General features: G+C 36.7%; 16 protein-coding genes. 3 read left to right on the plus strand and 13 right to left on the minus strand.

Going from position 1 to position 15,012, the window contains the following annotated elements:
• Positions 1-57: 57 nt before the first annotated feature.
• The gene (locus QNJ52_RS02295) at positions 58-321 is read left to right on the plus strand and encodes a DUF3055 domain-containing protein (protein WP_219494163.1); all 264 of its coding nucleotides are present in this window, start codon (positions 58-60) and stop codon (positions 319-321) included.
• 39 nt (positions 322-360) lie between these two features.
• Here the strand turns inward: QNJ52_RS02295 and QNJ52_RS02300 are convergent, their stop codons facing one another.
• The 7 genes from QNJ52_RS02300 to QNJ52_RS02330 form a co-directional block, all read right to left on the minus strand.
• On the minus strand, positions 361-1,452 hold the full coding sequence (locus QNJ52_RS02300; RefSeq protein WP_219494160.1) for a serine hydrolase domain-containing protein: 1,092 nt from the start codon (positions 1,450-1,452) through the stop codon (positions 361-363).
• 61 nt (positions 1,453-1,513) lie between these two features.
• Positions 1,514-2,476, minus strand: a complete 963-nt coding sequence (locus tag QNJ52_RS02305) for a serine hydrolase domain-containing protein (RefSeq protein WP_283721789.1) — start codon at positions 2,474-2,476, stop codon at positions 1,514-1,516.
• Between the two features lie 60 nt (positions 2,477-2,536).
• Positions 2,537-3,007, minus strand: a complete 471-nt coding sequence (locus tag QNJ52_RS11555; protein WP_241427485.1) for a YutD family protein — start codon at positions 3,005-3,007, stop codon at positions 2,537-2,539.
• A 7-nt stretch (positions 3,008-3,014) separates the two neighbouring features.
• Positions 3,015-3,929 (minus strand): lipoyl synthase, encoded by a 915-nt coding sequence (lipA, locus tag QNJ52_RS02315; protein ID WP_219494157.1) that lies wholly within the window; start codon positions 3,927-3,929, stop codon positions 3,015-3,017.
• 86 nt (positions 3,930-4,015) lie between these two features.
• Positions 4,016-5,332, minus strand: coding sequence for a bifunctional metallophosphatase/5'-nucleotidase (locus tag QNJ52_RS02320; RefSeq protein WP_219494155.1), 1,317 nt, complete (start codon positions 5,330-5,332; stop codon positions 4,016-4,018).
• 15 nt (positions 5,333-5,347) lie between these two features.
• A complete protein-coding gene (locus QNJ52_RS02325; RefSeq protein ID WP_283721790.1) occupies positions 5,348-6,184 on the minus strand; it encodes a sulfite exporter TauE/SafE family protein in 837 nt (278 codons plus the stop codon).
• A gap of 8 nt (positions 6,185-6,192) precedes the next feature.
• Complete coding sequence (locus QNJ52_RS02330) at positions 6,193-7,041, minus strand: DUF72 domain-containing protein (RefSeq protein ID WP_219494152.1); 849 nt, start codon at positions 7,039-7,041, stop codon at positions 6,193-6,195.
• A 72-nt stretch (positions 7,042-7,113) separates the two neighbouring features.
• Here QNJ52_RS02330 and QNJ52_RS02335 point away from each other — a divergent pair, with 72 nt between their 5' ends.
• Complete coding sequence (locus tag QNJ52_RS02335) at positions 7,114-7,830, plus strand: ABC transporter ATP-binding protein (RefSeq protein ID WP_283721791.1); 717 nt, start codon at positions 7,114-7,116, stop codon at positions 7,828-7,830.
• Positions 7,827-8,588, plus strand: a complete 762-nt coding sequence (locus QNJ52_RS02340; protein ID WP_283721792.1) for an ABC transporter permease — start codon at positions 7,827-7,829, stop codon at positions 8,586-8,588. The genes QNJ52_RS02335 and QNJ52_RS02340 overlap by 4 nt, the downstream gene beginning before the upstream one ends.
• Before the next feature lie 54 nt (positions 8,589-8,642).
• On the opposite strand, the gene QNJ52_RS02345 is transcribed toward QNJ52_RS02340, so the two are convergent.
• The 6 genes from QNJ52_RS02345 to sufC all read right to left on the minus strand — a co-directional run bounded on the left by QNJ52_RS02345 (position 8,643) and on the right by sufC (position 14,929).
• Positions 8,643-9,569 carry a magnesium transporter CorA family protein gene (locus QNJ52_RS02345; protein WP_283721793.1) on the minus strand — a complete coding sequence of 309 codons (927 nt, stop codon included), beginning with the start codon at positions 9,567-9,569 and terminating at the stop codon, positions 8,643-8,645.
• A 116-nt stretch (positions 9,570-9,685) separates the two neighbouring features.
• Entirely contained in the window at positions 9,686-11,083 is a 1,398-nt protein-coding gene (gene sufB / locus QNJ52_RS02350; RefSeq protein WP_219494144.1) for a Fe-S cluster assembly protein SufB, read from the minus strand.
• A gap of 20 nt (positions 11,084-11,103) precedes the next feature.
• A complete protein-coding gene (sufU, locus tag QNJ52_RS02355) occupies positions 11,104-11,568 on the minus strand; it encodes a Fe-S cluster assembly sulfur transfer protein SufU (RefSeq protein ID WP_101140368.1) in 465 nt (154 codons plus the stop codon).
• Positions 11,558-12,793 carry a cysteine desulfurase gene (locus QNJ52_RS02360; protein WP_283721794.1) on the minus strand — a complete coding sequence of 412 codons (1,236 nt, stop codon included), beginning with the start codon at positions 12,791-12,793 and terminating at the stop codon, positions 11,558-11,560. Before QNJ52_RS02360 ends, sufU begins: the two co-directional genes overlap by 11 nt.
• 24 nt (positions 12,794-12,817) lie before the next feature.
• Complete coding sequence (gene sufD / locus QNJ52_RS02365; RefSeq protein WP_219494141.1) at positions 12,818-14,122, minus strand: Fe-S cluster assembly protein SufD; 1,305 nt, start codon at positions 14,120-14,122, stop codon at positions 12,818-12,820.
• A 30-nt stretch (positions 14,123-14,152) separates the two neighbouring features.
• Positions 14,153-14,929: a Fe-S cluster assembly ATPase SufC gene (gene sufC, locus QNJ52_RS02370; protein WP_120786592.1), complete on the minus strand. Its 777-nt coding sequence runs from the start codon at positions 14,927-14,929 to the stop codon at positions 14,153-14,155.
• Positions 14,930-15,012 lie beyond the last annotated feature (83 nt).

The following is a 15,012-nucleotide window of genomic DNA, read 5'->3' on the forward strand; positions in this document are numbered from 1 at the left end:
CAAATTTTGTATTCCGCTGCACTTCAATGTATACTATTCTTAAATGAGGTGAAGAAAATGATAGATATGTTCTTATATGATGATGAAGAACAAGCCAAAGTCAGATTCGTCAGCTTTGTTGGCGATAGCCGACATGATTTGACTTTAATTCAAACTGACCGACATTATGGTAAGACCATTGTATTAAATACACAATCAAACAAATTCGGTATTATTGGTCGAGATGATCTGGATGAACCTGGCTATATTGAACACGTACTTGGTGTCAATGAAAGTGATGCAGAAGAAATAAAGAGCTTTTTATATGAGGTCATTCTATAAAAAGCGATAATGATTATTATAATAATCATTATCGCTTTTTTATTTTAGTAGACTATAAATCTGTTGTGCCAATTTCTCATTATTAGGAATTTCATTTTGTGTTAGTTTGTTAGTAGCAACGACGACGACCTTGTTATGATTAAACAGGCTGACAAAATCTATCCCAAAGAAGTATCCACGCGAACGGTAATATTCTTTTTTTAAGGACATACCATATCTATATTTAGAATGTATATTAAAAATCATGGGCTTCGATATTGAATCTAATTGTGACTTACTTAACACTCTATATTGCATCACATCATTCAATAAAATTCCCATATCTTTCGGAGACATATAAATATTCCCTGCACCATAAAATTTATCCAAGCCCGTTGGCTCTATCGCTTTCCAATTATGATTCACATACTTTAATCCTTTAACAAAATAAGGGCTTAATTTTTCGTCATCAAAAAAACTTGATTCTTTCAAATGATATTTCTTAAATATACGCTGTTCAACATTTTGCTGATAAGATTTTCCTGTGACATTTTCTATCACCTTTGCAAGTAAAATATAATTTGCATCATTATATAAATATGATCCATGAGGAACTTGGCCAAGACCTGTCGCATTTATATTATCAACTGATGCATCTAATCCATGATAATCTCCATGAGATGCATACTTCACTAACCCCGAGCGATGTAATATTAAATCTTTTATTTTAATATTTGGATATTTGAAATTTGGAATGTATTGTTTAACAGGTACATCAACATTAATTATCCTATCATCAACAAGTTGCTTTGTAATAATCCCGGTTATTAATTTTTGGCAAGAACCAATTAAATACATGCTATTCTCGTCAAATTTTTCAGTCTGATCAGCACCTTTAAATCCATAAGACTGATCTAACAATGTATCATTATTGTAAGCAACAAATACACTTCCATTAAAGTGATTTTTCTTTATCAATTGATCTACTTGTATTTTTAATGTATCATTTTGATTCGTTTTAACTATGTTTGTTTGAACACCTGTATTTTGTTTACCTCTTGCTTCATGTCCTTCATTATTTTTTCCTGTTAATTCATAAATTAATGCTGCCCATAATCCAATGATTAGCAACAAAACGATTAGCTTTCTCATAAATACCTCTTTGACAATGTGATATGTAGAATTTATAACTTTTATTTATAATTGTCAATTATTAGCAATATTCATTTGAATTGAGTATATTTAATAGTATTGTTTCTGCTTGATATACATTGCTTTCCCTATTGGATGCCACACAAATAAACGATTTTTCATTAAAATAAACAACAACATCATGTGCATATAAAGAGCCTCTTAATCTTAAATAATTATCTCTTAAAGAAATCCCACTTCTGTACTTTTGATTTTTATATCGATGAGGTGCTAGTATGAACTCTGTTTTTGGTTTATTGAAGATAAGATGGTTAGCGAATAGATGACTAAGTATATCAATATCCTTCAGTGACATATACATATTTCCTGCTCCATAGTACTTATCAAGATCATTATGCCAATCTTCAATAAGTACACTACCAAATTGATGAAGGCCCGTCGTTGCACCGGTAACTTCATCATAAAAGCAACTATGCGCAAGCTGATATTTGTCGATAATTCTGTCATAAACTACCGCTCTATACGTCTGGTTTTCGACAATTTCGATTAGTTTTGCGAGTAATATATAGTTTGCATCGTTATAATCAAATTTATGAAATGGTAGTTTAGCACCCGATGCTCGAATCATATTTACGGATTGATCAAGTCCATAAAAATTGTGATGTACCTTATACGGACTAAGTCCACTAATATGAAGTAATAAGTCTTCAATCGTAATAAAATCAGGTAAACCGTTAATATATTTAACAATCTTATCCATTCTACGGATTTTACCTTCATCTATCAGTTGTTCAATGATAATACCCGTAATAAATTTTTGTATAGATGCTGTTAAAAATTGTGTATCGTATGTTATCGGATCCTGGTTTAAGTTTTTATATCCATAGCTTTGATGTAAGATACCTTTTCCTTCATGACTTATTCGAATTTGTCCATTAAAGTTTAGACCATGTAAATATTTATCTATTGCAGTGTAAGATATATTACGGTTACGATTAAATAAAAATTCAAAGGCTATTTTCATTACGCTCTCCTAAAAAAACCGAAAAGCATATGCTTTTCGGTCTAGTATAATAAATTCAATTTATTTCTGAAAATATTTGAAGGTCTTATCTTTATGCTCAGTTGGCTCTTCTTGCTCATTCTGCTGTTGTTTTTCAACTTGTGTCTGTTTCTCTAATTGAACAGGCACCTCTGACTCAGCACGCTTTGTGTCATCTTGTTGTGATGTATTCGCTGCAATCACAACCTCAGCACCGAAATGCTTTACAACTTCTTGTTCATTCAGTCTTCTCAGAACAAAATATGCACATCCAAAGTTGCAGTACTCAAGTAAATAATCCTGGATTGTAGAGAACCTTTTATTTACTTCCGAGCCCTTTTTATTATCTTCGAAGAAACCACGTAGCCTGAGCTGTTCGAATCCTATATCGCCAACAATATAAGGATAGCGATCTAATATTTCTGAATATCGATGGTCAAACATTTCCTGATTGAATGCTTCTCGATAATTCTCAATGACTTCAAAATAATGTCGTCCAGTCTGTATGATCATAGCGCACCTACTTACTAGAAAGCTCACCTAAACGATGTTTTTCTTTCGCAGCTTCATTTACTTGTTCATCTGCATGATATGAACTTCTCACCATTGGTCCTGCCTGGCAGTGTTTGAATCCTTTTTCCATCGCTACTTTACGTAACTTACCGAATTCAAGCGGTGTATAATATTTTTGGACCTTAAGGTGTTTACGGCTTGGCTGAAGGTACTGACCGATTGTCATAATATCTACGTCATTTGCACGCAAATCATCCATCACTTCGTAGATTTCTTCTGTTGTTTCTCCAAGTCCAACCATTAAACTCGATTTTGTCGGGATATCTGGATATAGTTCTTTAGAACGTCGTAATACTTCAAGAGAACGGTCATACGTTGCACGCGCACGAACTCTTGGCGTAAGGCGTCTTACCGTTTCAATATTATGGTTTAAGATATCTGGTTTTGCTGCCATCAACGTTTCCCAGTTCTCAATACTGCCACCCATATCAGATGGTAATACTTCAATTGTTGTATATGGATTGACTTCACGTACTTGACGAATTGTTTCCGCATAAACATGTGCACCACCGTCTTTTAGGTCATCACGAGCAACTGCTGTGATAACGACGTGCTTTAGATTCATTAGACGAACAGATTCTGCAACACGTTCTGGTTCGTTTAAGTCAAGTTCATTCGGCAATCCTGTCTTAACTGCACAGAAACGACATGCACGTGTACAGATTGCACCTAATATCATGATTGTCGCAGTCTTTCTTTCACCCCAGCATTCATGGATATTCGGACATTTTGCTTCTTCACATACTGTATTTAAATTGTGCTCGCGCATCATTTTTTTTAGACCAGTGTAACTTTTATTAGTATTTAATTTTATCTTTAGCCATTCGGGTTTTCTTAGTATTTCTTCATTTTTTGTAGCCAAACTAATCCCTCCAAAATTCTGATGATTTCATTATAACATATATGTAAGATGCCATTATTGTCAAATTTATAAACTCAGCATGTGTATTATATTTTTTTCACTGCTGTTTCCATAATATCACGTAAAAATTCTGGCATATAATAGCGCTTTTCATTTTGCGTAAACTGGGGAAAGAATCTTCCGAAAGTATACATATCGAGTGTCGCTAAATAATATTTCTTATGATTATCTATTTCCTCTGTACCAATGAAATAGCGTTGCTGTGACTGTATATAACCAATATTCTTCCATACATACATTCCAAAGATATCCCCTCTGAATCCGAAACCTTTGACAATGTCATCGCGGTAATCATGCAGCATACTCATATTGATAATTTCTTTTAGTTCACGTCCTGAGAGCGTAATCTTAACTGGGTTAATCGGGTGTGGCAGCATCGTATGTAAATCGAAATATGAAAAACCTCTACCTTCAAATCCTTTTACAATAAGACCAGAATTAATCAGAGCACAGTCCCCACCTGTGAAATCCATCAAAGCTTGTGAGAGCAGATCTGTTGTATAGGATGCACTGTAAAGGCGTCTCGGCAAATCCAGCTGCTTGTCTGAAACTTTTTGGCTGAGCAGCGCTGCACCTGCTTCAAAGAAGTCTTCTCCTGTTGGTCTGAGGTCGTTCGTATCAATCAACCTTGCACTTTTACGGATAAGCTTTCGCCCTTCAAATATTAAAGTCATCTCTCCGATGTACTCACCATATCTACCAGCAGCACCGATAAGTACATCATTTACAACTTCTCCTTGCTGGAAGAAATGATGTGTATGTGCACCTAGTATAATATCAATTTGCGGACAAGCTTCAGCAAGCTGTCGATCAAAGAACTTTCCGAGATGGCTCAGAATAATCACGACATCTACATGTTCATGAATGCGATGTACTTCACGAATAATGGCAGACATCGGATCCGTAACCTCCCAGCCTAGCGCTTTATAAAAAGGTGTAAATTCAGCTGTAGCACCGATGATACCATAAGTGATTCCTTGTCTTTCCATAATAACGGATGTGCGAATGTTTTCTGGAAGATTGCCTTGTTCATCAAATAGATTACAGCATGTAATTTCGAACCGTGCATCTTGATAAAGTTGATTGAACGCATCATGATCGAGCGTGATTCCCTCATTATTTCCGATCGTCACTACATCTACTTGTGCATCATTCAGTAATTCTATATTCGCTTTTCCTAATGTTGCCTCAGTCAGCGGATGACTTCTGTCCACATGATCCCCCAGGTCAAAATAAATCATATCTGTGTGTTCTTCACGTCTATCATTGAGATAACGACTAATTTTATGATAGTTGGATAAATAGCTATGTATATCGTTCGTATGAAATAATTTCACTTCCATGTCGCTTCACCTCTCTTAGCTTATCGTACTCTTAATTATTAAATATATTCCTAACAGCATCAAGATTACTCTGAGCATCATAACGACCGTTGAGGATTTCATTGATTTATTGATACGTACACCGATACGTGCACCAACATAGCTGGCAGCAATCAAGATGAGTGCATAGGGCCATATAATATTACCTTGAGCGGTATGACTCACTGCTCCTGTCACACTAGACACAAAAATCATAATCATACTTGTACCTACTGCAATATGAGGTGGAAATCTAAAGATAATGATCATCAAAGGGGTCATCAGGGCACCACCACCAATGCCGAATAAACCTGTCAGACAACCTACGAAGAAAGTCGCAATTACAGCCGGAACAGGTGCAATGCTATAATGATATGTCACACCTTCCTTGTCCGTAAATGTCTTCTCATGTGCTTTATTCTGAAAAAGTCTTATCGGTTTTATCTTATCTCTCACCAAAAGAACAATACTCATGATAATGAGAAATATTCCAAAGTATAGATTGAAGCTATGTAATGTTAAATACTTACTTAAATGTGCACCAATTAATGCACCAGGAATGATACCGATCATAAAGATGACTGCATTCTTCAGATCTGCCTGTTTATTCTTCATATATCCAATTGCAGCGGTCAGTCCAGTAGAGATTAAAATCACTGTAGAAGTCCCGATTGCCTTTTGCGGTGTAATACCATCAATAATCCCAGCATCCATCCCAAGATATATGAGTGCAGGAACAATGATTATACCGCCACCAATTCCAACGATAGCGCCGATAATACTTGAGAATAAACCGAGAATAATTAATATAATAATTGCTTGAATTGTCATCATGTCACTTCCTAAAATAATTTCAGCTGTTTATGATTCAGCCCTGTATATTCAATACCTAATAACTCACATATCTGTTTAGCATTTTTAGCTGCATGACCCCCGGAATTATTGTTGAATAGACAATAGACGTCTTTTGCTTTATGATCTAGTATCTTTAGCGATTGTGCAATGTGCTTGAGTTCCGTCTCATTATAATCGTACAAATATCTGACATCTCGCCATTCATCATCTGTTAAGTCTTTCTTTGTCCATCCAGCAATATTTCTTCCATGAAGTCGCATCAACGCTGTATTTGAAGTAACTCTATTGACGAAAGGAATAGAGCCATGCCCCGCCTGGGGTTCATCACACACAGAATGCATCAGTTCATGTTCATAAAGAAACTGTAACGTATGCTCTTTCATATCATCTGTAAACCAGCTATCATTTCTAAACTCGATACAGAGTGGAAATGGTTTAAGGTGTTGTTTTAAATAGATGATATAGTTAATATTAATAGTAGAACATTCATACCAAGGTGGAAACTGAATTAATATACAACCGAGCTTTCCCGCTGCAAAGAGTGGCTGAATCATCTGTTTGTACTGGCGGATCAGTTCTTCTTTATTGGCAGCAAACTTGCTGATATCATTATGTCCTGTTAATGCCTGATGAATCTTCACAATAAACTTAAAGTTGTCCGGCGTCTCACTGATCCACTTACGAATATTACGTTCCGGCTGCAGTGAATAGTACGTCGCATCTAATTCAACGATGGGAAAATGTGCAGCATAGTTAAAAAGCTTCTCTGATTTATTCGTTAAATCTTCATATAATAAATCGTGGTCGCCCCATCCTGTTAATCCAATATATATCATATCATCACCCATTTACAATCTTATCATAAAGTAAGGAAAACGATGAGAAAACTGAACTAAGAAGGAGCACTTATGACTGATATCAAATTAGAACATATCAACTTTTCTGTTGATAATAAACAAATCTTAAAAGACATTACGACAACCTTTCATTCAGGTAAGATTACAGCACTTATCGGTCCCTCTGGAGCGGGCAAAACGACATTGCTGAAACTGATCAATGGTCTGAGGAGTCCGGATTCCGGTAATATCTATATCGGTGAAAAAGAGATTCAATCATTCGACCTTATCAAGCTGAAGCAGCAGATTGGAATGGCACTTCAAAGCGCACCGATGATTCAAGGGACAGTATATGACAACCTTAATCTACCGCGCTCGATTTTCGGGGACACGCTTGATAGTCATAAAGCAATGGAACTGCTAGATCAGGTAAATCTGGAGACAACGGAGCTAACGACTGATGTTAAATCATTATCTGGCGGACAAAGGCAACGTCTATCGATTGCCAGAACGCTTGTTAATCAACCGGAAGTATTATTACTGGATGAGATTACGTCTAGTCTGGATCCAAGAAGCGTCAAGGAAGTAGAAGCCCTCATACGCAAAATCTGTGATCAGTTCGGTGTGACCATTATCTGGATTACGCATGATGTAGAACAAGCAAAACGCATCACAGATGATTACTGTATGTTAAAGGATGGACAATTTATCATATCAGGCCATTCTTCAGAACTAGAAACGACAGAACATCCTGTATTAAAAGCATTCTTGAAAGGAGAGATCGAATGACACTTTTTCAAATTTCACTCGCATTTATATTTGTAATTATACCGTTAGTGATGAGCGCTGTGCTCAAGCTAGGTCTTGAGAAAGATGTTATCATCGCTGCAGTACGAAGTACAATCCAGCTGATGATTGTAGGATATATATTGACCTTTGTCTTTGATGGCAATCATCCTATCTATATGTTTTTAATGATCTTACTCATGATCGTAGCAGCAACTCAGAACATCATCAAAAAAGGACAAGGGATCAGAGGAATCACCTGGAAAATCGTCCTTACGCTTATCGTTGTGGAAGTATTGACAATCGGTATTCTGACGGGATTTCGTATTATTCCATTTGAACCAAGATATGTTATACCGATCAGTGGAATGATGATTGGTAATGCGATGGTACTTTCACTTTTATTCTTGAATCGTTTCTTAAGTGAATTGGACCAGAATGACGAACAGATTGAATTAATCCTGTCACTTGGGGGTACTCCAAAACAAGCAATTCACAGAGTATTGATGACAAGCATTAAAAATTCGATGATACCAACAATCGAAAGCACAAAGACGATGGGGCTCGTTCAGCTTCCTGGTATGATGAGTGGTCAGATTATCGGGGGAGCTGATCCTCTAGTTGCGGCACAGCTACAGCTTATAATAATCTTCCTGTTAATGACTGCAGCAACGTTATCAAGTGTCCTTGTCGGATTCTTAAGCTATCCAACCTTATTTAATGAACGTGAGCAATACATAGGTAAATATTCAAAATCGTAATCTATATTGCCTATGCAGAATTTATAAAAGGTCGAGACATAGAGTCTCGACCTTTTATTTAAACATTTTACTTTTATAGAGTGTGATAAACGTTACAAGCATTAACGTTAATGCCGCAGCAATTGTTCCATACCACGTTAGTTTCGGTAAATCTACATTCATTCCGAAGAAGCTGAACACAAGTGTCGGAAGCGTCAAAAATACTGTAAACAGTGTTAATATCCGCATAATATTATTCATTTCATTCGCAATTAATGATGAATAAGATCCTGTAATACTTTCTAATATGCGTGTATAAAGCTCTGTCGTATTTAAGGCCTGTGTATTCTCAATCATTAAATCTTCTAGCAATTCTTTATCTTCTTCGTAAAGTTTAAGTGAACGTGATCTGAATATTTTTTTTATCGTATCTCCATTTGCAGTAAGTGACGTCAAGAAATAGACTAAACTCTTCTCAATCTCCATTAATTCATACAGCTGCTTATTCGTTAAGGAGTGTCTTAAGTTTGCTTCAATCTTAATACGCTCACGATTTATTTTCTTCAATGTGTTATTATATTTCGTTGCAACTGTAAGCATCACTTCCAGCAAGAATCGAGATTTCATCCGAAGATCAAAGGTCAGATTTACAATCTTATTGAATAGATCGTTTTCTCTTGAACAAATCGTTATAATATAACCTTTGCTTAATATGATACCGATAGGCACTGTAATATACGATTCTGTCTGCCTTATATTCTTATCCAGTACCGGAAAATCCGTTATCACTAATGTACTGTTAGAATCTTCATCATATTCAATACGTGCCCCTTCCTCTGGATCAAGTGGATCCTCGAGAAACTCTATAGGAACTTCAAATGCTTCTGCAACTTCTTCCATTTCTTCACGGGAAGGCATGACAAGGTTAACCCAGTTATTCGTCTGATACTTCTCTGTTTTAATAATTGTGCCTTCTTCTGAATTAATATATGTAGTAATCATTTGCCCACCTCCGTGATATCAACATTAAAATCTTATAATAACTTCCATTTAAAATCTATAGATAATTAGAAAAAATAAAAAAGATTGGGTTACCCCAATCTTTTTATATGTGAAGATTATCCAATCGAGCCTTCCATTTCGAATTTAATTAAACGGTTCATCTCAACCGCATATTCCATCGGTAATTCTTTCGTGAATGGCTCAATGAAGCCCATTACGATCATCTCAGTCGCTTCTTCTTCAGAGATACCACGGCTCATTAAATAGAATAGTTGTTCTTCAGATACTTTTGAAACTTTCGCTTCATGCTCTAATGAAATGTTATCGTTTAACATTTCGTTATATGGAATTGTATCTGATGTTGACTCGTTATCCATAATTAATGTATCACATTCGATGTTTGAACGTGCACCCGTCGCTTTACGTCCGAAGTGAACGATACCACGGTATACTACTTTACCACCTTGTTTTGAAATTGATTTCGAAACAATTGTAGAAGAAGTATTCGGTGCCATATGCATCATCTTCGCTCCAGCATCCTGAACTTGTCCTTTACCTGCTAAGGCAATAGATAATGTCATACCACGTGCACCTTCACCTAGAAGGTAACATGCTGGATATTTCATCGTAAGTTTAGAACCGATGTTCCCATCAATCCATTCCATCGTTCCATTCTCATAGACGAAAGTACGTTTCGTAACTAAGTTGAATACGTTGTTCGCCCAGTTTTGAATTGTTGTATAACGGCAGTAAGCATCTTTTTTAACGATAATTTCAACGACTGCTGAGTGCAATGAATTCGTCGTATAAACGGGTGCTGTACAACCTTCAACGTAATGCACGCTTGCCCCTTCATCAACGATGATTAATGTACGTTCAAATTGTCCCATATTTTCAGAGTTAATACGGAAGTAAGCTTGTAGCGGCGTTTCAAGTTTAACGTTTTTAGGTACATAGATAAACGATCCACCAGACCATACTGCTGAGTTTAATGCAGAGAACTTATTATCTGCAGGTGGAATTACTGACGCAAAGTGTTCTTTAAAGATATCTTCGTTTTCACGTAATGCTGAATCTGTATCTTTAAAGATAATCCCTTGGTCTTCAAGGTCTTCTTGCATATTGTGATATACTACTTCTGATTCATATTGTGCTGATACCCCTGCAAGATACTTCTGTTCAGCTTCTGGAATACCTAATTTATCAAATGTCTGTTTAATTTCTTCAGGTACTTCATCCCATGAACGCTCTGTATGTTCAGATGGTTTTACGTAATACGTAATTTCATCGAAGTTAAGTTCTGATAGATCTCCACCCCATGTAGGCATCGGCATCTTATAGAACTGCTTTAATGATTTTAAGCGGAAGTCTAGCATCCACTGTGGTTCTTCTTTCATCTTTGAAATTTCACGTACAATATCCTCTGTTAATCCTCTTTCTGAACGGAAAATCGATACGTCTTTATCGTGGAAACCATATTTGTAATCTCCAACTTCAGGTGCTTTTTTAGCCAATTGACGTCACTCCTTTTATTTTATTCATCTATTTCTTCACTGACATGTGTATCATTGTTTTCTTTCGTGCCACGTTCCAATGCTTTCCAGGCAAGTGTTGCACATTTAATACGTGCAGGGAACTTCGCCACACCAGAAAGCGCTTCGATGTCTCCAGCACTTTCATCAAATGTATAGTCTTCTCCAAGCATCATCTTAGAGAATTCTTCTCCCATTCCAAGTGCTTCACTTACTGATTTCCCTTTAATGGCTTCTGTCATCATCGATGCACTTGACATTGAGATAGAACACCCTTCACCTTCAAACTTCACATCTTTAACGATATCATCGACTACATCTAAAGTTAAACGAATTCTATCCCCACAAGTCGGGTTATTCATATCGATCGTTAATGTACCATCTTCAATAATTCCTTTGTTACGAGGATTCTTATAATGGTCCATAATAACTGAACGATATAGCTGATCCAAATTATTAAAACTCATAACTGAAAAACTCCTTCGTTTCTTTTAAGCTTGTTACTAGCTGATCGATTTCTTCTTTTGTGTTATAGATGTAGAAACTTGCACGTGCAGTTGATGACTGACCTAACCATTTCATAAGAGGTTGAGCACAGTGATGTCCCGCACGGATCGCGATACCATGACTATCTAAAGCGGTTGCTAAGTCATGTGGATGCACGCCTTCAAGATTAAAAGTAATAAGACCTGCACGTTTATCAGCGGTCGGGCCATAAATTTCAAGTCCTTCGATTGTTGACATCTGTTCGTAAGCATAAGCTGTTAACTCATGTTCATATTCTAGAATGTTATCTAAACCAATAGATTCTAAATATTTAATGGCTTCCGCTAAGCCAACTGCTTCTGCAATAAGCGGTGTCCCTGCTTCGAACTTCGTCGGTAGTTCTGTCCATGTTGAGTCTTGTAATCCAACAAAATCAATCATGTCTCCACCAAATTCTATCGGTTCCATCTTATCAAGTAATGCTTTCTTACCATATAACACACCGATTCCTGTCGGGCCACACATCTTGTGTCCACTAAAAGCAAAGAAATCACATCCAAGCGCCTGGACATCAACTTTCATATGGGGAACAGACTGTGCACCATCAACGACCATATAGGCACCCTGTGCATGTACAAGTTCTGTGATGGCCTGTATATCATTAATTGTTCCTAATACATTAGAAACATGGGCTATCGATACAATCTTCGTTTTATCTGTCAATGCGTCTTTAACGGAATCTAGAGAAATCGTACCGTCTTCGTTTAGTGGAATATACTTCAGTACTGCATCTTTACGCTTTGCAAGCTGTTGCCAAGGTACTAGGTTTGCATGGTGTTCCATCTCAGTAATGAGAATTTCATCACCAGCTTCGATTACGCGATCGCCAAAACTCTGAGCAACAAGATTGAGCGCTGTCGTTGTCCCACGTGTAAAAATAATTTCTTCGAAGTACTTTGCATTGATGAAGTTACGAACGGTCTCACGTGCCCCTTCGTAACCATCCGTTGCACGAGTCCCAAGTGTATGCACACCACGGTGAACGTTTGCGTTCATATGCGTATAATATTCTACTGTTTTATCGATGACGCTCTTTGGTTTCTGACTCGTTGCAGAAGAATCAAGATAAACGAGTGGTCTATCATTGACCACTTCTGAAAGAATCGGAAAATCTTTACGAATTGCTTGTATATTTAAATTGGTCACACTATCAAGACCTTTCAAACGTATTTATTTACCAGTAACTTTAGACTCAATTACTTCTGTTAATTGTTTCTTAACTGCTTCAATCGGTAATGCATTAACAACAGGCGCTAAGAATCCATGAATTACGAGACGCTCTGCTTCTTGTTTAGAAATACCTCGACTCATCAAGTAGAAGAGTTGCAGCGGATCAACACGACCAACAGATGCCGCGTGTCCTGCTGTTACATCATCTTCATCAATTAATAGAATTGGATTTGCATCTCCACGGGCTTTCTCAGAGAGCATTAATACACGTGATTCTTGTTGTGCATCCGCTTTCGTTCCACCGTGTTTAATGTGTCCGATACCGTTAAAGATAGATGATGCGCTGTCTTTCATTACACCATGTTTTAAAATATGACCCTCAGAACGTTTGCCGTACTGAATAATTTGTGATGTAAAGTTTAATTTTTGTGAACCGCGACCAACAACTACAATTTTAAGGTGGCTCTTAGAGTCATCTCCCATTAAGTAAGTCGTATTATCATGAATCGTATCACCATCATTCATCAATCCTAGTGCCCAGTCAATAACTGCGTCACGACTTGCAATACCACGACGAATGACATGTCCAACTAAATCTTTATTCAAGAAGTCTACTGCACCGTAGTTTACTTTCGCATTATCTTTAGCGATAACTTCTGAAATGATGTTAAGGTGACCTTTAGCTGATGTAACACCAGATAAGTAATTTTCAACGTATGTTACTTCTGAACTTTCTTCAGCTACGATTATAACGTGGTTGAACAGGTTCGCATCTTCATTATCGTGTAGCACGATGTATTGAACAGGATGTTCAATAACGACGTTACGTGGCACATAGATAAATAATCCACCATTCATCATAGCGGCATGAAGAGCCGTTAAACGATGCTCATCAACTTTAACAGCATCTGTCATATAATATTGCTCTACAAGTTCACCGTGTTCTGTAAGCGCTGTTTGTATATCGGTAATGATAACACCTTGAGATTGAAGTTTCTCCTCAATTTCAATGAATGCAGGTGTGTTGTTGTGTTGAACAATTAAGTTATGCGTGTTCTCTAAATCGATTAGTGCTTTAACAGATTCAGGTAACGCTTCTTTAGACGTAAAAGTTTCGCTTTCTACTACTTTATGATGCACATCGAAATTCCATTTATCCAGTTTCGTTTTATCTGGCTTTGGCATTTCGATTGTATTTAATTTATTAAGTGCATCTTGACGTAAATTTTGCATCCATGATGGTTCTTTACGTGCTGCTGAAAGATCCGTTAATATTTCTTGTGTAAAATCTATCGTATTGCTCATGAATATATCCTCCTATATGTTTAATCAGGTTTATGCGTCTACAGTTTCATCTTGAATATCTAACTCTTGTTTGATCCAGTCGTATCCTTCTTTTTCAAGACGTTGTGCAAGTTCTTCTCCACCTGATTTTACAACGCGACCTTGCATCATTACGTGAACGTGGTCTGGAGTAATATAGTTTAATAGACGTTGGTAATGCGTGATAATTAAGCAGCCGAAGTTTTCTCCGCGCATCTCGTTGATTCCTTTTGATACAACTTTAAGCGCATCGATATCTAAACCTGAGTCAATTTCATCTAAAATCGCAAATTTAGGTTCTAACATCATTAACTGAAGAATTTCGTTACGTTTCTTTTCCCCACCAGAGAATCCTTCGTTTAAATAACGTTGTGCCATATCAAGATCCATTTCTAAGAACTCCATGTTTTTATCTAATTTCTTGATAAATTGCATTAAGTTGATTTCCTTACCTTCCTCACGTTTCGCATTAATTGCTGAACGTAAGAAGTCCGCGTTTGTCACACCTGAAATTTCTGATGGATACTGCATTGCTAAGAAAAGACCTGCTTGCGCACGTTCGTCAACTTCCATCTCTAATACGTTCTCACCATCAAGTAATACTTCACCTTGAGTCACTGTATATTTCGGATGACCCATGATTGCAGCAGATAAAGTTGATTTACCTGTACCGTTAGGACCCATGATTGCATGTATTTCATTTTGCTTAATTGTCAGGTTCACACCTTTTAAAATTTCCTTACCTTCTATCTCAACGTGTAAATCTTTAATTTCTAATACTGATACCATATTGATGTCCTCCATTTATATAAAATTTTCATCTCATCTAGTTTATAATAATTTTAATCTAAGGTCAAAGGCCTATGACATAA

This window comes from Macrococcus sp. S115 (assembly GCF_030067655.1).
In the GTDB taxonomy this organism is placed as follows: Bacteria; Bacillota; Bacilli; order Staphylococcales; family Staphylococcaceae; genus Macrococcoides; species Macrococcoides psychrotolerans.

Bases quoted from the DNA above. Each gene is read 5' to 3' on its own strand.
- sufD (WP_219494141.1), bottom strand. From the start codon at position 14,122: ATGAGCAATACGATAGATTTTACACAAGAAATATTAACGGATCTTTCA.
- QNJ52_RS02325 (WP_283721790.1), bottom strand. From the start codon at position 6,184: ATGATGACAATTCAAGCAATTATTATATTAATTATTCTCGGTTTATTC.
- QNJ52_RS11555 (WP_241427485.1), bottom strand. From the start codon at position 3,007: ATGATCATACAGACTGGACGACATTATTTTGAAGTCATTGAGAATTAT.
- QNJ52_RS02295 (WP_219494163.1), top strand. From the start codon at position 58: ATGATAGATATGTTCTTATATGATGATGAAGAACAAGCCAAAGTCAGA.
- sufC (WP_120786592.1), bottom strand. From the start codon at position 14,929: ATGGTATCAGTATTAGAAATTAAAGATTTACACGTTGAGATAGAAGGT.
- QNJ52_RS02335 (WP_283721791.1), top strand. From the start codon at position 7,114: ATGACTGATATCAAATTAGAACATATCAACTTTTCTGTTGATAATAAA.
- QNJ52_RS02330 (WP_219494152.1), bottom strand. From the start codon at position 7,041: ATGATATATATTGGATTAACAGGATGGGGCGACCACGATTTATTATAT.
- QNJ52_RS02300 (WP_219494160.1), bottom strand. From the start codon at position 1,452: ATGAGAAAGCTAATCGTTTTGTTGCTAATCATTGGATTATGGGCAGCA.
- QNJ52_RS02320 (WP_219494155.1), bottom strand. From the start codon at position 5,332: ATGGAAGTGAAATTATTTCATACGAACGATATACATAGCTATTTATCC.
- QNJ52_RS02340 (WP_283721792.1), top strand. From the start codon at position 7,827: ATGACACTTTTTCAAATTTCACTCGCATTTATATTTGTAATTATACCG.
- sufU (WP_101140368.1), bottom strand. From the start codon at position 11,568: ATGAGTTTTAATAATTTGGATCAGCTATATCGTTCAGTTATTATGGAC.
- QNJ52_RS02345 (WP_283721793.1), bottom strand. From the start codon at position 9,569: ATGATTACTACATATATTAATTCAGAAGAAGGCACAATTATTAAAACA.
- QNJ52_RS02305 (WP_283721789.1), bottom strand. From the start codon at position 2,476: ATGAAAATAGCCTTTGAATTTTTATTTAATCGTAACCGTAATATATCT.